The following is a 21,890-nucleotide window of genomic DNA, read 5'->3' as shown; positions in this document are numbered from 1 at the left end:
TAAAGAGAGCGGCTTGCGCATGTAATGATATCGTGAGTAGTTTTTGAATGGAGGGTGATGTGATTAATGATCTCTAACATTCGAATTGGCTTATTTGTTTTAGCGATTGTCTTTGTAGTCCTTGTTTTCTTTTATTGGAAAAATGAGGAGTTGTACGAAGAGAAAAAGCAACGTATTAGAAAGACTTGGTATGGTTTGTTTATCATATCTGTCACCGTGTATTTCATGATAAAAGGAATTGATTTAACCCTCTGGAAAAATCTTTTAATGTTTACTGCAATGGTTATTTTTGTTGATATTGCGTTCATTTTAACGCCTAATATTTCAGAAATATGGGGTGCGAAATTTAGCGATATTGGCAAGACAGTTCAATCAATAAAACGATCATTAATTGCATCTAAAGCGAGAGGAGAAATATACACCACAATTATTCAAAATGTTAATCCAGCAGTTTTCGGTACGATGGAATGGCATACGGAAGAAGAATATACAAAGAGCTTAAATGTATTTTTAGATTCATATGGGGAAAAAATTGGCGCGAAAATTGTTGTTTTTGAAGCGGCAAAGGAATTAAATACAAACTTTCGTGGTATTCGCTCGCAATTTAGTATTATCGTTCCGTTAGAACATATCGAGCAATTGAATGAGCAGAAAGCAGTGCAAGTAGAAAATGTCGGGATTATACCAGCAAAAATAGTAAGTGATGTTTTCATTGTTATTGATGGAAAGAAAAATAACCTGCAAGATCGGGATTTTGAAAATGTATATAATTTAACAATACATCATAGTTATTTTAGTAAATAAGGACAGAATCTTTTTCTGTCCTTTTCTTCTATACATAAATTAAAAACAAAATCCGACAAAGTTGAATAAAATTGGACAATCATTCCTACACTAGCATGTAGAGGTGATTGTAGTGGTAAAAGATTATGACAATGATTTTTTTAAAGAAGATAACGAAGATACAACAGATTTCTCTTTAATAAAAGGGGATGCGTTGCAGCAAGTAGAAGAATTAGAAGAAGAATTAAAAAGAAAATCATAAGTGTACACTCTTTCTACATTTGCTATATAATATAAATAAAAGGTTGTATCTTTTTGAAAAGGGGGAGAAGAGATGGCTGAAGTCAATGTACAAAAGTCTTCGTTTTTTAAAGAAAAAAAAGAAGAATCCAATACAGATTTCTCTCTTGTGAAAGGTGCATTAACGGAGAATATAAATCGGTTAGAGAAACTGATGAATAATAGTAGTTCAAAATATATACAAGTGAAAAGAACAAAAGAAAATGCATAGAGCATTTTCTTTTGTTTTTTATTTAATAGTAAACTTATCTTTTACTTTTTTAGGTAAATCTGTTTTCTGAATCTCTTCATAGGACTTTACTTCAATTGATGATATTTCATTTTTGCTATTATCATCTTGATCTACATAAAGGCGTAAAAACGCGTCTTCATTTAATTTATGGTCGTTTTCTTTTTTTGTACTTCTAAATGTAATTTGTTTTTTGACACCATCTTCATGATATGCGGGCAGCGTATAGTTTCGTAAGTTTCTACCATCTACTTTTTCGATAGCTCCTTCGCCTTTTATCTGCATGTAATATACATCTTTACCAATTTTATTTAGTGACGCTCTCTCACAGCCAATAGTAAAACTAAAAAATAATAAACATAGTGTAATAATTGCTGCAAACTTTTTCATTTTCTTTATCTCCTTTAATGTGTTTCTTTAAAAAGTATACGACTATTATTAAATGAGAAAAATCGATATAGCTTACAACGCCCTTATAATGTTGTATGAGTGTTGTAAATAAAATGAACAATAAAAGTTAAAAGAAAGGTAAAATAATGAATCATGGTATAATGATAAAAGACTTACATACTATTTTTTCATTTTGAGAGGAGCTTGAAAAATGTATTCTACTTTAGAACAATTAACAAAGCACCCTGTATTTTATCATTTTGCAGAAATTTCAAAGATTCCTAGAGGATCAGGTAATGAAAAGGAAATTAGTGATTATTTAGTGGGCTTTGCAAAAGAGCGTAACTTAGAAGTCATTCAAGATGAAGCATTAAATGTCATTATTAAAAAAGAAGCAACAGCTGGTTATGAAAATGTACCAGCTATTATTATTCAAGGTCATATGGATATGGTTTGCGAAAAAAATCAAGCAACAGTACATGATTTTGAAAAAGATCCAATTGAATTACGAATCATTGGGGACATGTTATATGCAAATCAAACAACTTTAGGTGCGGATAATGGTATTGCAGTTGCGTATGCATTAGCTTTATTAGATTCAAAAGAAATTCCGCATCCAGCACTTGAAGTCGTTATCACTACTGAAGAAGAAACGACAATGGGCGGGGCTTTTGCTATTGATCCAAATCATTTTGAAGGAAAGATATTTATAAATATTGATTCTGAAGAAGATCATAAATTACTTGTAAGTAGTGCAGGTGGTGCGAAAGCTGTTGAAACAATTCCCGTAATTTGGGATGAAACACCAGCGAATATGGATGCATACCGTCTATATGTTGGCGGTCTAAAAGGCGGACATTCTGGTATGGAAATTGATAAACAACGCGGTAATGCGAACAAAGTATTAGGACGAGTGTTACGTGATTTATCAGCACATACGGAGTTTAACATAAGTGAAGTTCACGGCGGATTAAAAACGAATGCAATTCCGCGTGAAAGTGTAGCTACAATTTTAATTCGTACAGAAGATGTAGGGCAAGTAGAAGAAAAACTAGAATCATGGACACGTGTATTACAAGAAGAAATGCGTGCTGTTGATTCAGATGTTCATGTTACACTGACAAAATTGGATGAAACAGTTGAAAAAGTATTTGCTAAAGAGACACAAAAGCAGCTTATTTCATCATTATTCTTAATTCCGAATGGTATTCAAAGTATGAGCATGGATATTAAAGGTCTTGTAGAAAGCTCAACAAATTTAGGCGTTATTGAAACGTTGCAAGATGAAATTAAATTACGTAACGAAGTGCGAAGTTCTGTAAGTAGTTTAAAACAACATGTTGCAGAAGAAATCAAATATATTGCTGAATTAGTTGGTGCTACATTTGAAATAGAGTCAGAGTATCCAGAATGGCCATACAATCCAAACTCACAAATTCGTAATTTATTTGAAAAAGTACATCAAGAAAAATACAATAAAGAAATTGAAATCTTCGCTGTACATGCGGGGATTGAGTGTAGCGCATTCGTTCAAAAGATGCCTGAATTAGATGCAATTTCATTCGGACCAGACATCTTTAACGTCCACACTCCAGATGAACATATCAGTATCTCTTCTGTAGTGAATAACTGGGGATTCTTCGTTGATGTAATGAAGGGTACGAAAGAATTAGCTAAGTAATAACGACGAAATAAAAAGGAGCCTATAAAAATTTATAGGCTCCTTTTTTGTATTGGAATTTATCTCGCTATTTGCCGGGCAGTAAGACTCCCACCTCAAAATCCAGCGAGAGCAAAGAAGTTAGGTGGGGATCGGGCAGCCCGTAAAAGCCCGATTAGTTTAACTAATAATCAGTGAGGGATGAATAAAACCCCCACTGATTAAAGTTTTACTTTATGAGAAGTCATTTTTCGTTAGTATGTAATATTAAGCTTGAACAATTAATAAGGATGAATTGTTGATGTTTTTTAGTACTGATGAAGGGGTGGAGAAATGAAGGGAAGAAAGCATTTTATTGTTTGTATGGTTTTATTGTTCTTCACATTTAGTTTTATTGGTGTTCAGAAAATAATAGCAGAAGAAGTTGAATTTTCAGGGACAACAGCTCCATTGAATGTAAATGTTAGAGAGGCGAAAAGTTTGAATGCAAATATTGTAGATGTGATTCCCGGAAATACAAAAGTATCTTTTAAAGGATGGGAGTATGGTGAAGCGGTTAAAGATTACTGGACAGGAAATTTAGATAATCGTTGGTTTTACTATTTTAAAGATGGAAAAAAAGTATATGTAACGTCAGCGTATATTAATGGAAATCCTCCAAGTACACCAATAGACCGTAAATTATCTGTACCTAACATATTACAAGAAAGATCAAATTGGTGTTGGGCAGGCACTTCGGTTTCAGTTTTAAATTATTTTGGGAAAACTCCTTCACAAGATCAGTACGTTAGGTATGTTAAGGGTGGATCATATAATAATCCTGCAACTTCACGTGAAATACAATATGGATTATCGGGATATGGTGTTAGTTCAGCTATAAGTTCTGGAGCAAAATCGTATGATTGGTTCAAAAGTCAAATTAATAGTAATCAGCCGATGATTGTACTTATTATGTGGCAAAATGGAGCTAACATCGGACACTTTCTAGTACTTGATGGATTTTATAAAGGGACAAATGGAACAGATTATATAACGTACATGGACCCTTGGTATGGTGATCATTATAATCATAATTTCAGTACGTTCCATAACAATAATAATTTTTGGTGGAGTGAAACTGTTTATAATATCCATGCAAACTAATAATATTAAAAGCGGGGGTTCATAAATGGGAAATCTACTTAAGCTTGTGATACCGTGCATGTGTTTAATGACCGTTATTATTTTCGCTAGTAAAATTAGTTATGCATCAAAAAATAAAAGTGAATCAGTACAATCGATCGCATTAAAAGATTATCAATATAGTAAGGGAAGTTCTTCTGAAAATTTAAATTTTGAAAAAATAACAACATCTCCATTTTCGTTACCAATCTATGCAACAATTCCAGCACAGCAAATTTTAAATAGCTCTGAATTTAAGCAATTGCTATTACCAACAAATGAAAAGCTGTGGTTTATTATGAAGGGTGAGCAGCCAGAAGGACTAATTGTTGCGAATGATACTGAACCGATTCGAACGGGCGGAGAAAATAGAAGTAAAGATTTATATGGATTATATAAAGCAATAAAAAATAATACAAATGAAACAAAAGATATTAGTTATTTCGAATTTGAAGGGCAAGGAATATTGGTAGTAAATCAAAATAATGATCAAGAAATATACCTTAGCAAAGGTGCCGCTGCCATATTAAAACTTCCTGCTGGTCAAAAAGTATTGAGCAGTGAAGTAATACAGAAAATGAAAGAGAGAATTGTAACTAGTTTTGAAAAGTAGGAAGGGCTAATTCTTTTTTGTGTTTATACAAGGTTGAACAGATAACAGGATTAATGGTAGCATTAGGGCTGTTTAAAAGCTAATATTGAATATAAAAAGGTTAGAGAAGTTAATTCTCTAACCTTTTTATATTCTGCTATCTACTGTACAACCTTTTTGCATAGCTGAATTTCCTTATTAGAAAATAAGGGTGCATCTATAAAACCATAATGATAAACTAAAATACCTAATTCCACTCTAGAATTAATATGCCATTTTTCTTTAATATGATTAATTATCGTTGAAATTCTTCTAGGGGTAACATATATTTTTCTGGAAATTTCTGCATCTGTATATCCTTTTGCTACATAAATAGCCACTTCTAATTCTCTTTCGGTTAATATTCTTTTCATAAAATAAGTCCCTTCGAAATTGTTTATATAAAATCAAAAGAAACTATTAAAAGAAATAAAGGTCAAAAATCATATTTATTTCTTTTAATTTCGCTATTTGCGGGCAATAAGATTCTCACCTCAAAATTTAGCTGTGACAAAGAAATCGAACTACCTGTAAACGCCTGCTTGGAGTGGACTAATAATCAGTGGTGATGAATAAAACTCCCATTGGTTATTAGTGAACTTTATTGTAATAATTTCTCATATTGTGATACAAGTTTGTGAAAAACTATAAATCCATATAAATAGTAATTGTAACTATACTAATTTTACATTACATTAAAAGTTGGAAAATATTCTTATACTCATAAAGTGTTACATTTGAGGGAGGAAAGATGGAATTCTACAATCTTGGTATTATTATTAAAGAACTTAGAAAGAAAAAAATATGTCACAATCTGAATTATGTCATGGAATATGTTCACAAAGCCAAATTAGTAAGATAGAAAAAGGGATTATTTATCCATCTAGCATATTGTTGTATCAACTATCTGAAAGACTTGGTATTGATCCAAATTATATATTTGCACTGACCAAAAATAAAAAAATAAAATATATTGAAAATGTAAAATGTGTAATGAGAGATTGTGTGAAACAAAAAGAATATAATGAGCTTTACGAAATAGTGAAAAAAGAGAAAAACGAAAATAATTTCCAATCAAAAGAAGATAAACAATTTCTATTATGGCATGAAGCGATTGCTATATATTATGTAAATGGAGCAACAATTAATGCTTTTGACATTTTAAATAGAGCACTAAAACAAACTTTAAGTAGTAGTAACTTTTTATCAGAAAAAGAAATAAGCATAATGAATTCAATTGCTATAATACATGCAGAAAATGAAGAGTATGAGAAAAGCATAAATATATTAAAACAAAGTTTAATTAATTTTAATAAGATAGAATTTCCTAGAGAAAAAGAAATCAAATTAAGACTCATTCATACGTTAACAAAATGTCTACACCTTGCAAATCAATATGAAGAAGCGATTAAGTATAGTGAAATAGGTATAAAATTAGCCATAAATATGAATACTTTATACTTATTAGGTGAATTGTTTTTTGAAAAAGGTGCAATTTTATTGAAAGTTCAGCACTCTAATGAAGTTGGTTTAACATACATAAAAAAGGCATTATTTATATTTGAACTAACAGAAAGAAAACAATATATAAAAATGATCAAGGATAAATATATTAAAAATGAAGAATAAACAAGAAACAATCCTAACATAAGCTATTTTTAATTGGTATTTATTCCTAAAAAAAGTACTGTAATACGAACTATTCCTTATTGTTGTTTATTGCTAAAATAAGTACCGTAATATTAGATAAAAATAAAGGGTGGCATTTTATGAAATCAAGAGGGATTACTCGTAAAGCAGATAGCATGGGGCGTATTGTTATTCCAATGGAAATAAGACGGAGTTTAGGAATTGTAGAAAAAGATTCTCTTGAAATGTTTATAGAAGAGGATCAGATTATTTTACGAAAATATCAATCTCCAAGAGCTTGTGCACTTACAGGTGATATTTCAGACAGCAATATTTCGTTAGCGAATGGGAAGATTATTGTAAGTCCAGAGGGGACGGAACTATTAATAAAGAAGTTACAGCAATATCTTTTAAAATAAAAGGTAAGTAAGGATTTTAAAATAGAATATTCTTGTAAAGAAAGTCCTCTATCATTTAGGGGGCTTTTTTATCCGCTATTTGCCGGGTAATAAGACCCCCACCTCAAAATTCAGCGGAAGCAAAGAAGTTAGGCGGGGGCCCTGTTGCCCGTAAAATCCCGATTGGTGAGGGCTGATTAAAGTTCCACTTTATTACAGTTAGTTCAATGAAATACAAATTACCTTAAAATAGTCTGACTATTTTTTATAAAAAAACTATTCGTTTACATTTTTTGGTTTCGTGTTATATTTTTATTGTTAATATTAGTGTATTGAAAATTCTGATTTCAATCTTAGGAAAATTCTAGGGAAAGGAATATTTGTGCTTGAATTGAAAATCCTATAAACATAGTTTGAAAGTAAAGTATGAAAAGAAATCTCCATTAAATATACTAATTTAATGGAGATTTACGGGGTTAATGTAACTAAAAAGAAATTTTGTTTACTCCACGTTTATGCTCTGTAATTTGGTAACTGTAATAGCTCTGACGAAAAGCAAAGGAGCAAAAAAGAAGTAGGTAGTTTATTTAATAGAAGATATGGTGAAAAAATAAAACAACGGAGGTTTTATAATGAATAAAGGAATACTGCAGATTACAGAAATCGAAGAAATTAGCATTCCTAATGTATTGAAGGATAAAATCAAGAATCTAATAGACCATGAATTAAAAACTCATAATCCTTATACTTGTGATCAAGAAATAGCTGCAAGCTTTTCAAGAGAGTGGCTTAATTGTTTGATTGATTATTCAAAGAAAACTTCGAATTCAGATATGAAAAAACTACTACATATGATAAAAGTAGCGAATTGTGGTGGAAACGTACCACCTACTCTTATTAAAAATATTCCATGTGATCCTATGGAAACCCTATTACCTGGGGAAAATCGCAAAGGTTTTAATTATGGTGAAGACGAAGACGATAGAATGAAAAAATATTTTTATGCAGAATGGGTCACATGGCTTTTTGCCACACTTTTTAATTATGATGCTTTAATTCACCCATCCGAACATGCAGGGAAAAATAGATTTCACCTCATTTCCCCTTTGAACAACGATGAAGTTTTGCGAAATGTCGGTGCAAGCACCGGTGGCGGGAACTTTTATCAACATAACGATGCCACAGTGTATACAGACATGAAAGACCAATCAGATATTGAAGCAAGATTGAAAATATTCAATACGAATTTAGAAATTGTATCAAATAGACTTAATAAATCCGTGGAACGAATAGTGTCTGAAATTACTTGTGGAAAATTTACTAGAGTTGATGCTCTTTTATTAAAAGGAGTGTTAAATTTAAAAACTCAAACTCATATTGGAACGCCAAAATTACTTCAAAAGCATCTTGAAGAAAATCACTTCAGTAAAGATGATATATTGGCGATAAGTAAAATGCCTATTGCTCATATCGCAGGAATGGCGGATGGTGAAATATCGGGATTTGTAGGGGAAATAAACCAAATCATATTTTTGGATGATAATGGTGATATTATTGCAACTTGTTTGAATGGAGCAGAAAATAGATTGATTTATGTGGGAAAAAGTGAAGAAGAAAAATTGAAATTTGACATGTTTTTAGAACTCTTACGAACAACGCCCACTTATAAGGTTCCACTTACATCTGAAGATTTATTAATTATTCCAAATTCATACTATGGTAAACAAACAAATGTAACTCATGGTAGGGAAAGGTTATCTGAGGAAGAATATAAAATTCCGATTGGAGATAATAAGTACGGAAGAAGAATTGTTTGCAGGCAGTACGTTTCCAGCCGATTACGTGATCAGAAAGAAAGTTACTTTACAGATATTATTAACTAGTTTAAAGAGAGGAGGGACGATGGGGAGGTTTGGGGTATAATAGCTCAAGCCTTCCCATATTCTTTGTATGGATTTTACTATTGAATTACTCATATTACTATTTTTAGTAGCTGTATTAGCAGGGTGGATAGATACAATTGCTGGAGGCGGTGGTATGATAACTATCCCGATAATGTTATTAGTAGGTATGTCTCCTTCTGTAGCGATAGCAACTAATAAACTGCAAGGGAGTAGCGGAACTCTCATGGCGACAGTGTTTTTTATTAAGAAGAAAGAAATTAATCTTAAAGAAATGCGTTTGTCCATCTTAATGACCTTTTTTGGATCAGTTTTGGGTGGATGGCTTGTTTTACAGATACGGGCAGAATATCTAATCATGATATTACCTTTTTTACTTATTATTATTGGTCTTTATTTTCTATTATCTCCAAATATAGCAAACGAAGATCGACCGAGAAAAATAAGTATGTTGTTGTTTGCGTTAACAGTGGCTCCATTCCTTGGATTTTATGATGGTTTCTTCGGCCCAGGAACAGGTAGCTTGATTGCTTTAGCGTTCATTCTTTTATGTGGATATAGTGCTACACGGGCAACTGCAAATGCTAAGATTTTGAATTTTACTAGTAATTTCGCTGCTTTGTTGTATTTTATTATTTTTGGCCAAATCGATTGGACAATTGGATTGATTATGATGCTTGGTCAAATTATAGGGTCATATATTGGGGCGAAGATGGTGCTTACAAAAGGGACGTCATTAATACGACCAATAGTGGTTATTGTTTGCTTTGTCATGGCAATTAAGATTTTTTTACAAAATATGAACTAAATGTAATAAATATAGTATTTGTATCGAAGTTAGAGTGTTTTCATGTTGTTATTGCAGTATTACACTGTTTAAGATGTGTTCAAAATTACACAATTTGACTAGTGTAATGTATTGCGTTATGCTTTTTCTATTATAAAAGAAAGGCTTGAAGATAATGATTCGTCGTTTGAGAAAGCTAAAAAATGTAGCAGTCGTAGTAAGCTTCTAAGTAAATAGCAAAATATATAATACTTAGAAGCGAGGAATAAAGTTATGAAGCATCCATTATTTAATCATTGGTCAGAAACAAAATATATAAAAGATATAGTAACAAATCCACTCATTGAAGTAGGAGAGTACTCCTATTATTCAGGGTATTATGGTCATCAAAATTTTGAAGATGGTTGTGTAAGGTATTTGTGGGGGGATGCTAAGTCACAAGCACTGTTTAATCCAATTGAACAGATGGGATGGCATCTTGATAAACTCATTATTGGGAATTATGTTTGCATTGCAAGTGGAGTAGTCATTTTAATGGGTGGTAACCATAATCATCACTCAGAATGGATTACAGTATATCCATTCGCTGAGCAAATTGAACAATCATATGAAACTAAGGGCGATACAGTCATTAAAAGTGATGCTTGGATTGGAATGAATGCTATAATAATGCCTGGCGTTACTATTGGTGAAGGTGCAATTGTTGCTGCAGGATCTGTCGTAAGTAAAGATGTTCCGCCGTATACAATAGTTGGTGGAAATCCTGCTAAGGAAATAAAGAAACGATTCACTGATACAGAAATAAACATGTTAATGGAAATGCGTTGGTTTGATTGGGATAGGAAATTGATCGAGAAGGCAATTCCGCTGTTATCTAGTCCATCCATCGAACCATTATTTGCTTTTTATAAAAATGAAGTAAAAAATAAATAAATTAGTTAGTTAGAAAAACTACATTCAGTATTGGGTGTAGTTTTTTTATTACAAAAAACTAATGGTTTAGACTAAAGAAAATTTATCTCTAATATAAGTCTAGCAAATAGCTCAATTGAATAATTAAAATCCCGATTGGTGAGGGTTAATAATTAGTGGGGATGAACAAAACCCCCACTGATTAAAGTTTCACTTTATTTTTTGTAAATGTGGAACAAATGTATTATGTAGATTGTCTATTAATTGTAATCCTAAAAAATATGAAAGTGCGAATCATTTTAAAAAATATAAGGGGATTAAAAATAAGGATATGCGTGGGAATACAAAGTATCAGGGCACCTAAAAGTGTCAGATGAGATGGTCTATATGAAAGCAATCCTAACGTTTAATATGTATATACAATTTGAGAACACTGTCTATTTTTTTTGAGATTATGTTAGAATAACGCTTTTTTGAGTACAAAGATATTGGAGGTAACAGAATTGAAAGGTATGTTTTGCAAGAGATTTATTGCAATAGTAACAGTGCTTACACTATTTTTTAGTATGTTCGTTACATTTGGAAGAGCAGCAGCGGAAACAGTTTCTGCTATAGACGTTGAAGCAGGATCAGCAATTTTAATAGAAGCAAATTCCGGAAAAATTTTATATCAAAAAAATGCAGATGAATCATTGGCAATTGCTAGTATGACAAAAATGATGAGCGAATACTTAGTTCATGAAGCGGTAGATAAAGGAAAACTTAAATGGGATCAAAAAGTTAAAATTTCTGAATATGCACATAAGATTTCGCAAGATCGTTCATTATCAAATGTTCCATTAGAAAATGGTGGCTCTTATACGGTAAAAGAGTTATATGAGGCAATGGCAATTTATTCTGCAAATGGTGCAACAATTGCTTTAGTTGAAGAGATTGCTGGTAAAGAGGGCAATTTTGTAAAAATGATGAACGATAAGTCGAAAGAGTTTGGAATGAAAGATTATAAATTTGTAAACTCTACAGGCTTAACAAATCAAGATTTAAAAGGATATCACCTAGAAGGGACAACTCTAGATGAGAAAAATAAAATGTCTGCAAGGGATTGTGCAATTTTAGCACAACGTCTTATTCAAGATTTTCCCCAAATATTGAATACAGCAAAAATTCCTAAAAAAACATTCCAAGAGGGTGGTAAATATCCAATTGATATGGCGAACTTTAACTGGATGTTAAAAGGTTTAATTAAGCAATATGAAGGTGTAGATGGTTTGAAAACAGGAACGACTCCAGAAGCGGGAGATTGTTTCACTGGTACAGTAGAAAGAAATGGTATGCGCCTAATTTCTGTAGTGATAAAAACAAAATCTCATACGGCACGCTTTGATGAAACAAAGAAATTATACGATTATGGATTTGCGAATTTTGAAGTGAAGAATGTCTACGGAAAAGATTCAGTAGTAAAAGGACATGAAACGGTACGAGTAGCAAATGCAAAAGAGAAAGATGTAGTAGTTCAAACGAAGCAAGCTGTTTCACTTCCAATGCGGAAGGGAAACAAAGACGGTTATAAAAAAGAATTTAAAGTATCAAATAAAGAACCAGAAGCGCCTATTAAAAAAGGTGTAACAATTAGTAAAATAATTATCTCGCCTAAAGATAATACCGATCCTGGGTTCTTATCAGGTAATTCATTACAAATAGACCTTGTAACAAAATCTGATGTGGAACAAGCAAATTGGTTTACACGTTTTATACGTAAAACTGGATCTTTTTTTAGTGGTATGTGGGATAGTGCGATTGATATAGTAAAAAGCTAATTTTATAGGATACAACTAAATATTAGTTTGAAACAAAAGGTTTCAAAGTATTATAGATTCTTATGTGGATAGTTTGGAATGAAAGATTGTATTACTTTTCAAATTTGGTCCTTCGGAACTTTTTGTATTTCTATTAAGCTAAAATAAATTTGTATCCATATACTCCAAAAACGCTATTCTTTTTGTAGAAATATACAGAAGGGATGGCGTTTATTATGAATCTTTCGATTTAAAGGATTCTGGTGCAAGGTTAGTTTAATAAAGTTACATGATGAAAAACCACCCATTAAAGTTTCACTTTATAAAAATTTAATAAAATCTTTTCTTTGTATTAAATATTTTGTTTTAAATTATGTATATAAAGAAATGGAGGTCAAATTAACTTTTTACTGCTTATATTAGGAATTTAAAGAAACGATGTGTACAATTCTCTCACTACATTCGCATAGTGGCCTTTATGAAAAGCAAAATCTACAATTTACAAGGAGAACATTTTATGAGTAAGAGAATAAAAGAATTAGATTCCATACGAGGGTTAGCGGCACTTACTGTGGTATTTGGACATTTTTGTTTAATGCTACCATCGTTGCCTAATTCTATTAAATTTTCCCCGCTTAGGTTTTTATGGGCGGGTGGGGAAGCTGTTATCGTTTTTTATGTACTAAGTGGTTTTGTGTTATCGATGGCACTTTATCATTCAAAAACAAATTATTGGGGATATTTAATTAAGAGATTTGTAAGAATCTATATTCCTTATTATTTTTGGATAATTGTTTCCTTTGTTTTATTTATTTTATTTTCGTCGTATGAAGTGGTAGGACTACGGGATTGGTTCTATGATAGGTGGCAAGGGTCTATAACAAAATTAGATATTCTAAACCACTTTGTGCTTCTTAATAACTTTTTTACGGAAAATTATAATCCAGTTATTTGGTCATTGGCTCAAGAAATGCGTATATCTATTGTGTTTCCTTTGTTATTCCTTCTTTTTTATAAATTGAATTGGAAGAAAACGATACTATTTGCTTTGAGCTTTTCTTTAATTAGTGTTTTTCTTAATGTGTTGTATATTGGGAAAGCTGAAGGATTTTATAATGGTTATGCTGATACACTGCATTTTACATCTATGTTTATGGTTGGAATGTTACTTTTTAAGTATCAGGAAAAACTTATCTACTCATATAGGAATATGAAAAAATTTAAAAAAGGATTTCTTATTGCATTAGGGATTATTCTGTATTTATATTCCATTTTAATTTATGGTTTTTCCCGTAATGATACTACTTTCTTATTAAAAGATTGGGGTGTCGTAATGGGGGTTGGTATATTTATTATAATGGCTATGAGTAACCTAAAAGTAAAAGCATTTTTAAATAAGAGTGTATTTGTATATTTAGGAGAAATTTCATACAGTATCTATTTGTGTCATTTTCCAATCATGATGGTACTATTTAAACTTTTGTATACAAAGATACCTATCTTTTTCCTTCTTACTTTATGCATTGCAATGACACTACTTTTTTCTATAGTTTCATATCATTTAATCGAAAAGAAATGTATCAACTGGGCAAAACAAAGAACAACCAATTTTTTGAAAAAAGTATAATTCCTAGAGAAATTTTATTTCTTTAGTAAATATACGAATATGACCGATTCCTAAGTATACTTAGGAATCGGTCAATTTTGGATTCTAAATGTAAATATAATAAAGTGGAATATAATTGAAATCGAAAACCACTTAGAAATAACAATTACGGTGTGAGCTATTGTATAGTATAGATATGGTTAATAATAAAGGGGGAATACATATGTGGAAGCGATTTGTAGCAATTGGTGATAGTTTTACAGAGGGGATAGGGGATGAAGTTGAGGGAATTGCATTAAAAAGCTGGATAGATCATTTTGTTCAACTGTGTGAAAACGATATAAAATATGCTAATTTGGCAAAGCGTGGCTTAGTAACTAAAGAAATTCGCTCGCAGCAATTGGAAAAGGCGTTAACTTTTAATCCAGATTTGGTTAGTCTCATTGCAGGGGCAAACGATGTTTTAAAAGGACGTTGGAATCATGATGCATATAAGAACGATATGGAATTTATGATAGATTCATTAAGTAAAGCAGGGGCTGATATTATTATAGCAAACCTTCCTGATTTTACAGTTAGGCTTCCTTTTGCTTCTGAAAAAAAACAAGTAATAAAAGAACAATTATTAGAGGCAAATGAAGTTATACGTTCACTGAGCAGAGAATATAAGTTTCATCATGTTGATTTTTGGAATCATCATTTAGTTAATGACAATACGCTTTGGTCTAAGGATTTAATTCATCCAAACTCAAAAGGATATGTAAAAGTTGCTGATTTGATTTTTAGTAGTTTGTCTGTACAGAAGACAAAATAATAGTTTGCAATTTAACGAATATGATATTAATTGTGCTAAGCTATGTTTTTTAGTAAATGGAGAGAACTAGAAATTTAGCATACAAAGCGTATCTACGATATATTTCTACAGTAGTGCATAAATGTAGAATTACAAAGAAAGATCACTTATGGAAATAGGTGGTCTTTAAACGTTTTTATAACTAAATTAAAATATATACTGTAGTACTAACAATTTCGTACTACATAAAAATTAAGTTCTCTTATAGAAAAACTGATTTTATATTATCTTAAAATATAATAACATATTCAAATCATATTTTGGGTGTGTATCCTAATTGTGAATAATTTGTAATTTTTTTGAAGTGTAAATATCTAATAAATAAAATAGGTAGTAGGTGCAGAAGTATTAATACTATATTATTCAATTCTGTTATGAGTACATTAGTAATTGGTAGTATTATATTTTTATTATCAATTTTAGTTATTGGAATTAATTTGCATAGAAAATATGTAGGATAAGAAAAGATAAATATACTTTATTGTATATTTATCTTTTTGTTTAGTAGGATTTATAGTCTCTTTAAACTATTATGTTAATAAAATTAAGAAACTTAATTTTTGATATCCTTATGGCTAAAGCCATCTATAAACTGACAATATAACTAAATAATTGTTTGGTATGATTTGTGGGTTGGTTTTTTTATCCGAATTTTCTGATTCAAATATTTCAACTTTATGAATATAGTAGGTAAAATATTTGTGTGATAGTATTTGAGATAGAAAAAAGCCAACTTTAAAAAGGATGTGAATTGAATGTGCAAACAACTATAAATGGTTATATTAAGGTAATGTTTAGCTGTTTTTTAGTGTAAGGTAAAGGTCTATGTTGTAACAGTTGATATAAATACGAAGAAATAGGTGCGCCTAAATTTATCTGACTATTTAAAATAAACTAAACCTTGAGATTAGTCTAGGTTTTGACGAAGTTACATTCTAGGTGAAATCTTTATAATGATTAATTAGGTTTAATAAAGGGGTACCTTATACGCAAAAGCGTTTATATTAGTAACCTAAGGAGCTTGCTTTTATGAAAACTACTGATTCAAAAGGCCTATTAGGAAATAGGGTTTATTTACAAGTTTTCTCTGCTTATTCATTACTTATGCTTGGTGTTTTTATTGATATGTTAGCGATTATGACTATAGTTGGGTTTGAATGGGAAGTAGATCCTACTATGATTGGATTGATCCCTGTTGCATATGCACTTCCTGGAATTATTTTTGGCTCATGGGCAGGTGTTATTGCAGATCGTTTTAGAAAAATTCCAATTATGATGTTCTGTAATCTAATGGTTGGTCTAATAACAATTGCTCTTTTATTTGTACAAGATATCCACTGGCTCTTAGTGGCATTAATGATTCGTTCCATTTTTATTGTTTTCTATTATCCTGCACAGCAAACACTAACAAGACAGATTGTATCCCCGGACTTACTTACTAAAGCAGTAAGTATCAACGGAATAGTAGAGCAGGGTACCAAGATAGTAGGTCCACTTATAGGGGGCATGTTGCTGAGCTGGTTTCAACCAGAGTTCTGCCTCATTATAAGAGCTATAAGTTGTTTATTAGCTACCTTAGTTCTCATACCCACAATAAAATTTAAAGAAACTATATCGAAAGAATTTGTTGAAAAGCAAAAACAAAGTACTTGGACCGCTTGGGTACAAGGGTGGGGTTATGTGTTATCTAATCGGATAATATTATCAACCATGATTTTCGTTACAATAGCCATGGCAGTATTACAATTAGTCGACTCACAATTCCCAACTTTATTTAAGAGCTTATTCCCACATGATAAAAGTAAAATGGGATATATCATTTCTATTATTGGTCTTGGCGGAATACTTGGTGCACTACTAACTCAGAAATTAAAACAATTTCAATATGGCTGGGTAGTATGTGGAGGTATGGTTTTAATGGGAATTGGTTTTGGGGGGATTGGTTTGATAACGCCCGGTACGGTCTTCGTTTTAGCCTATTTAATTAGTTTTATCGCTGGTATCGGAAGTGGGCTGATGCTTGTATCTAATCAAGTCATTTTACAAATAGAATCCGACCAAGATCAAGTAGGAAGAGTATTTGGTATACAAAGCAGTTTAACAAACGCAGTTCTAATTATTTCTCCTGCTATGAGTGGCCCATTAGTGCATTTGTTTGGAGTAACTCAACTCTATGTTTATGGAGGGATTGGGCTTGTTATTATTGGATTAATTGGAGTTTCACTGCAGAAATATTTATGGGCTAAACATAAACACGAACCTATAAGAGCAAATAATTTTTGAAGGGGAGATTTTTATGACCAATGAGGAATGTTATCGATTAAGCCATCCGCAGCGAAGAATATGGTATACAGAAGTTATTCATTCTGATAAAGGAATATGTAATTTAAGATTTTTATTTAAACTTCATCGGAAAATGAATTATTCAAAATTAAACCAAGTTGTGAATCGCGTTATCAGTGAAAATGACGGTCTGTGCATTAGGTTAAAAGAAAATGGGCATCAGGAACCGAAACAATATTTTATTAAACATGAAGAACAAGAATTTGAGTTTTTTGATTTCAGTAATGTGGAGAATACAAATTTGCTTGAGGAATGGATTGAGCAGAAAACAAAAGACACGTTTACATTATTTAATTCAGATTTATACTATTTCGCTTTAATAAAATTAAACGATAATGAATGTGCAGTCTTTGGAAATGTTCATCATATTATTATGGATGGTTTATCAATTCAAATATTTACTGAGCAAATTGCAAAATATTATTATGAAATGCATAACGAGAATGAGGAAGGCGAAATTAAAAATTCATATGTTCAATTCCTGACCAATGAACAAACATACTTGAATAGTAGTCGCTTTCAAAAAGATCAAAAATTCTGGTTAGAGGAATTTAAAACACTGCCATCTGTGACTGGATTGAAGCCCTATAATACGTACCAAGTTAGCACTAAAGCATCACGTGAGACATTTATATTAACGGAGCATTTGAAGAGAAAGATAGGAAAATTTTCTGAATATTACAAAATTAGTTTATACACTTTTTTTGTTGCTGCTTTCTCGTTGTCCATGTATCGGTGGACTTCATCGCTTGATATTTGTTTAGGAATGGCTTACGGCAATCGTATGACTAAAATGGAACGAAAATTGATTGGAATGATGGTGAGTACAGTTCCTTTAAGAATGGATATTGATCCAGAAGAAGAAGTACTTTCATTTATTAGCAGGGTGTCCAGAAAACAAAGCAAATTATTGAGGCACCAGAAATATCCATTTGATTTGTTGTTAAAGCAGATTAATAAAGAGAATAATAGTAATGTGAGACTTTTCGGAACTACGATTGATTATAGGGATCGCGATGAAAGTGGTGACTCACTATGGATTCCAAACCATGAAGAGGTACAAGATTTTGCAGTGCATATTGAAAATCTAATTGATATTGACTCTTTACATGTACATATTGATTATCGTGAGGAGCTATTTTCTAAGGAAGAGATAAAACGGTTTTTTAACGTGATGTTAGCGATAATGGAAAACACTTTTGAAAAACCAAAGCAGAAGGTAGCTGAAATAGAAATCATTTCTGAGGAAGATAAAAGAATAAGTTTAGTTGAGTTCAACAATCCTAAACTGAATGTCCCACCTCAAGTAACTATTCATGAAATATTCGAACAGCAAGCGATGATTTATCCAAATACTATTGCAGTTACGTATGAACAAGAAAAAATTACTTATAAGGAGCTTAATGAACGTGCAAACCAGTTAGCTCATTATTTGCAGAAAAAGGGAGTAGGACCTGATACTTTAGTTGGAATATGCGTTGAACGTTCCCTCGAAATGATTGTAGGTATTTTAGGGGTTTTGAAGGCTGGTGGGGCTTATGTTCCACTCGATCCAACATATCCAGAGCAGCGACTTCAATATATTTTAGAAGATGCTAGCATTCAGTTATTCGTGACGCAAGAAAGTTTAAAAGAATTGAAATGGTTACCAGAAAATGTTGAGTCGATTTGCCTGGATCGTGATCAAGATGAGATTGGGAAAGAAAGTAAGACTTTGCCGCTTTCTAATGTCGGTCCCAAAAATCTGGCATATGTAATCTATACTTCGGGATCAACGGGAAATCCAAAGGGCGTTATGATAGAGCATCACAATGTCATTCGGTTATTTAAATCAACGGATTGTTGGTATCAGTTTAATGAAAAAGATACTTGGACGCTTTTTCATTCGTATGCATTTGATTTCTCAGTATGGGAAATTTGGGGAGCATTATTATATGGTGGAAAATTAGTTGTTGTTCCGTACTGGATTAGTCGATCACCTAAGGATTTTTATCAATTATTAGTGGAGGAAGAAGTCACAGTTCTAAATCAGACACCTTCCGCATTTCGACAATTAATACGAGTGTGTGAACAAGAAGATAAGAATAAAAATTTGCAGCTACGTTACGTAATATTTGGCGGAGAAGCATTAGAACCTATTAGCTTGTTACCGTGGTTTCAAAGGTATGGTGAGAAAAACCCACAGTTAATTAATATGTATGGAATTACAGAAACTACAGTTCATGTTACATATTATCCAATTACTCTAGATGATGTGCAGCATGCTTCAAGAAGTAATATTGGAAAGCGGATTCCCGATTTAGAAGTGTATATACTAGACGCTTATCAACAACCTGTTCCTATAGGTGTTGATGGTGAACTTTATATTGGTGGAGCAGGATTGGCACGTGGATATTTAAATAGACCTGAATTAACAGCAGAGCGTTTTATATCTCATCCATTTAGTAGTGATCCGAAAGCAAGATTATACCGGACAGGAGACTTAGCGAGGTATTTGCCAGATGGGAATCTAGATTATCGTGGAAGAATTGATTATCAGGTTAAAATACGTGGTTTCAGAATTGAAATTGGGGAAATTGAGTCTACTTTACATACATATGTATATGTAAAAGAGGCAGTTGTAATTGTAAGAGAAGATCAGCCGGGCGATAAAAGATTAGTAGCATATGTTGTAGGAGATGGAAATGTAGATGGGTGGAGAGAGTATCTTAAAGCGAAACTACCAAGTTATATGGTTCCTTCGGGATTTGTGGCGATGGAAGCTGTTCCACTTACAGCTAACGGTAAAGTTGATCGTGAGGCCTTACCTATGCCGGAGGAAAAGCAGATTAATAGTGAATGTGTTGGCCCTCGGAATAGTAACGAACAGATACTGACTACCATTTGGAAGCGAGTATTAGGTGTTAAAAAGGTGGGAATCTATGATAATTTCTTTGAAATTGGTGGCGACTCGATTCTCAGTATTCAAATCATATCTCAAGCAAGTCAAGTGGGGTTAAAACTTACTCCAAAGCAAATGTTTGAATGCCCAACTATCGCTGAGCTGGCACAAGTGGCTATAGAAACGCAGGGAGTACAAGCGGAGCAGGGAATTGTGATAGGTGATGTGCCTCTTACTCCAATTCAGTGCTGGTTCTTCGAGCAAGAACATCCACATACAGAGCATTGGAATCAATCAATGCTTTTAAGAGTAAAAGAAAGATTGGATGTGAAATTACTAGAGGGAGCGATATTAAATTTACTCAAACATCATGATGCTTTACGTTTCCGGTACGAACAGTTACCAAACGGAACGTGGAGGCAGAGAAATGAAGAGACTGATGAGCTGTCAGTACTCCATGTTGTAAAACGGAATCAAGTTAATGAAAAAGAGTGGAATACAATAATACAAGAAGAAATGAACATTAATCAAGCTAGTTTCAATTTAGTTACTGGTCCGTTAATGAGAGTAGTGTACTTTGAAGATAACTTGACTGGAAATGATCGAATATTCTGGGTGATTCATCATTTAGTAGTAGATGGAGTGTCATGGAGGATTCTATTGGAAGATTTACAGGTGGTATATAACCAGATGAAACAAGGTCAAGAAGTTCGCTTACCTGCGAAAAGTACATCTTTTAAAGAGTGGTCTGAACGACTCCAGACATACAGTGATTCGGGTATTTCAAAAGAAGTACAAAATTATTGGAATCAACAAGTAGAAAAAGAAACGATGAAAATTCCAATGGACTATCCAATACAAGAAACGACAGAGGAATCGATTGATCAAGTGACGAGGACTTTAGGAATAGAAGAAACACATGAATTGTTACACGAAGTTCCAGTAACTCATAAGACAAGGATTGATGAGGTACTATTAACGGCATTAGGACAAGCTATCGTCGATTGTACAAATCAGCAAACCGTTTCTATTCATCTAGAAGGACACGGAAGAGAAGAGGTAATTGAAGGTATTGATTTATCAAGGACAGTGGGCTGGTTCACGAGTATTTATCCCGTTCATCTCAATTTTCAAGGAACTCAAACACCTATTGAAGGATTAAAGTCTGTCAAAGAACAATTGCGTCGAATCCCAAATCGCGGAGTTGACTATGGTATTTTACGTTACTTGAATAAAGGATTACTTCCGTTTTATCAGCAAAAGCCTTCAATAAGTTTTAACTATTTGGGCCAATTTGATCAGGTTTTCTCAAGGGAATCTTTGTTTATGCAAGAGACAGGATTTACATTTTTAGATCATGCTCCAGATTCCAAACCATCTCATCTAATTGATGTTATCGGAATGGTGAAAGATGAAAAGTTACATTTTGTTTGGATGTATAGTAGAGAACAGTTTTCTAAATTAAAAATTCAATTGATAGCAGATGGTATGTTGAGGCATCTTCGTCAACTTATAAATAAACCAACAACAGAGTCTGCTTTTACGGTATCAGATTTTGCTGATGCAGAGGATCTTACGGAAGAAAACTTGAGCAAAGTATTACTTAAATTAAAAAAGAAGAGGGTGTAAA

17 protein-coding genes and 1 pseudogene are annotated in these 21,890 nt (G+C 32.3%); 16 read left to right on the top strand and 2 right to left on the bottom strand.

What is annotated here, in order from left to right; genetic code table 11:
• Nucleotides 1–66: 66 nt before the first annotated feature.
• The 3 genes from MHI28_RS04670 to spoIISB all read left to right on the top strand — a co-directional run bounded on the left by MHI28_RS04670 (nucleotide 67) and on the right by spoIISB (nucleotide 1,294).
• Nucleotides 67–804, top strand: coding sequence for a type II toxin-antitoxin system SpoIISA family toxin (locus tag MHI28_RS04670; protein WP_000624981.1), 738 nt, complete (start codon nucleotides 67–69; stop codon nucleotides 802–804).
• A 112-nt stretch (nucleotides 805–916) separates the two neighbouring features.
• A complete protein-coding gene (locus MHI28_RS04665) occupies nucleotides 917–1,045 on the top strand; it encodes a hypothetical protein (RefSeq protein WP_000237817.1) in 129 nt (42 codons plus the stop codon).
• 72 nt (nucleotides 1,046–1,117) lie between these two features.
• Nucleotides 1,118–1,294: a stage II sporulation protein SB gene (spoIISB, locus tag MHI28_RS04660; protein ID WP_000852629.1), complete on the top strand. Its 177-nt coding sequence runs from the start codon at nucleotides 1,118–1,120 to the stop codon at nucleotides 1,292–1,294.
• 18 nt (nucleotides 1,295–1,312) lie between these two features.
• Here spoIISB and MHI28_RS04655 read toward each other — a convergent pair whose 3' ends face one another.
• Nucleotides 1,313–1,702: a YxeA family protein gene (locus MHI28_RS04655; protein WP_000712655.1), complete on the bottom strand. Its 390-nt coding sequence runs from the start codon at nucleotides 1,700–1,702 to the stop codon at nucleotides 1,313–1,315.
• 211 nt (nucleotides 1,703–1,913) lie between these two features.
• Between MHI28_RS04655 and pepD the strand changes: the two genes are divergently transcribed.
• The 3 genes from pepD to MHI28_RS04640 all read left to right on the top strand — a co-directional run bounded on the left by pepD (nucleotide 1,914) and on the right by MHI28_RS04640 (nucleotide 5,136).
• Complete coding sequence (gene pepD / locus MHI28_RS04650) at nucleotides 1,914–3,383, top strand: beta-Ala-His dipeptidase (protein WP_000287540.1); 1,470 nt, start codon at nucleotides 1,914–1,916, stop codon at nucleotides 3,381–3,383.
• A gap of 312 nt (nucleotides 3,384–3,695) precedes the next feature.
• Nucleotides 3,696–4,505 (top strand): papain-like cysteine protease family protein, encoded by an 810-nt coding sequence (locus tag MHI28_RS04645; protein ID WP_000678376.1) that lies wholly within the window; start codon nucleotides 3,696–3,698, stop codon nucleotides 4,503–4,505.
• A 25-nt stretch (nucleotides 4,506–4,530) separates the two neighbouring features.
• Complete coding sequence (locus MHI28_RS04640) at nucleotides 4,531–5,136, top strand: hypothetical protein (protein WP_000527414.1); 606 nt, start codon at nucleotides 4,531–4,533, stop codon at nucleotides 5,134–5,136.
• Nucleotides 5,137–5,276: 140 nt separating this feature from the next.
• Here MHI28_RS04640 and MHI28_RS04635 read toward each other — a convergent pair whose 3' ends face one another.
• Complete coding sequence (locus MHI28_RS04635; protein WP_000821942.1) at nucleotides 5,277–5,528, bottom strand: response regulator transcription factor; 252 nt, start codon at nucleotides 5,526–5,528, stop codon at nucleotides 5,277–5,279.
• Between the two features lie 377 nt (nucleotides 5,529–5,905).
• Here MHI28_RS04635 and MHI28_RS04630 point away from each other — a divergent pair.
• The 10 genes and pseudogenes from MHI28_RS04630 (at nucleotide 5,906) to MHI28_RS04585 (ending at nucleotide 21,889) form a co-directional block, all read left to right on the top strand.
• Nucleotides 5,906–6,783: pseudogene (locus tag MHI28_RS04630) on the top strand (helix-turn-helix domain-containing protein).
• Nucleotides 6,784–6,923: 140 nt separating this feature from the next.
• Nucleotides 6,924–7,202, top strand: coding sequence for an AbrB/MazE/SpoVT family DNA-binding domain-containing protein (locus MHI28_RS04625; RefSeq protein WP_000842214.1), 279 nt, complete (start codon nucleotides 6,924–6,926; stop codon nucleotides 7,200–7,202).
• Nucleotides 7,203–7,813: 611 nt separating this feature from the next.
• Nucleotides 7,814–9,064, top strand: coding sequence for a hypothetical protein (locus tag MHI28_RS04620; protein WP_001032355.1), 1,251 nt, complete (start codon nucleotides 7,814–7,816; stop codon nucleotides 9,062–9,064).
• A 67-nt stretch (nucleotides 9,065–9,131) separates the two neighbouring features.
• Nucleotides 9,132–9,890, top strand: coding sequence for a TSUP family transporter (locus MHI28_RS04615; protein WP_000347991.1), 759 nt, complete (start codon nucleotides 9,132–9,134; stop codon nucleotides 9,888–9,890).
• Between the two features lie 252 nt (nucleotides 9,891–10,142).
• On the top strand, nucleotides 10,143–10,802 hold the full coding sequence (locus MHI28_RS04610) for a CatB-related O-acetyltransferase (RefSeq protein WP_000682536.1): 660 nt from the start codon (nucleotides 10,143–10,145) through the stop codon (nucleotides 10,800–10,802).
• A 482-nt stretch (nucleotides 10,803–11,284) separates the two neighbouring features.
• Nucleotides 11,285–12,598 (top strand): D-alanyl-D-alanine carboxypeptidase family protein, encoded by a 1,314-nt coding sequence (locus MHI28_RS04605; RefSeq protein WP_000677658.1) that lies wholly within the window; start codon nucleotides 11,285–11,287, stop codon nucleotides 12,596–12,598.
• A gap of 457 nt (nucleotides 12,599–13,055) precedes the next feature.
• On the top strand, nucleotides 13,056–14,204 hold the full coding sequence (locus MHI28_RS04600; RefSeq protein WP_003282126.1) for an acyltransferase family protein: 1,149 nt from the start codon (nucleotides 13,056–13,058) through the stop codon (nucleotides 14,202–14,204).
• A 202-nt stretch (nucleotides 14,205–14,406) separates the two neighbouring features.
• Nucleotides 14,407–14,997 carry an SGNH/GDSL hydrolase family protein gene (locus tag MHI28_RS04595; protein ID WP_000265867.1) on the top strand — a complete coding sequence of 197 codons (591 nt, stop codon included), beginning with the start codon at nucleotides 14,407–14,409 and terminating at the stop codon, nucleotides 14,995–14,997.
• Between the two features lie 1,068 nt (nucleotides 14,998–16,065).
• A complete protein-coding gene (locus MHI28_RS04590) occupies nucleotides 16,066–17,319 on the top strand; it encodes an MFS transporter (protein WP_000858612.1) in 1,254 nt (417 codons plus the stop codon).
• 13 nt (nucleotides 17,320–17,332) lie between these two features.
• On the top strand, nucleotides 17,333–21,889 hold the full coding sequence (locus tag MHI28_RS04585; RefSeq protein ID WP_340827653.1) for an amino acid adenylation domain-containing protein: 4,557 nt from the start codon (nucleotides 17,333–17,335) through the stop codon (nucleotides 21,887–21,889).
• Nucleotide 21,890 lies beyond the last annotated feature (1 nt).

The organism is Bacillus sp. FSL K6-0268 (genome assembly GCF_038005425.1).
Lineage (GTDB): Bacteria > Bacillota > Bacilli > Bacillales > Bacillaceae_G > Bacillus_A > Bacillus_A thuringiensis_S.
Note: the sequence above shows the minus strand (reverse complement) of the source record. Positions and strands in the feature narration are given on the sequence as shown.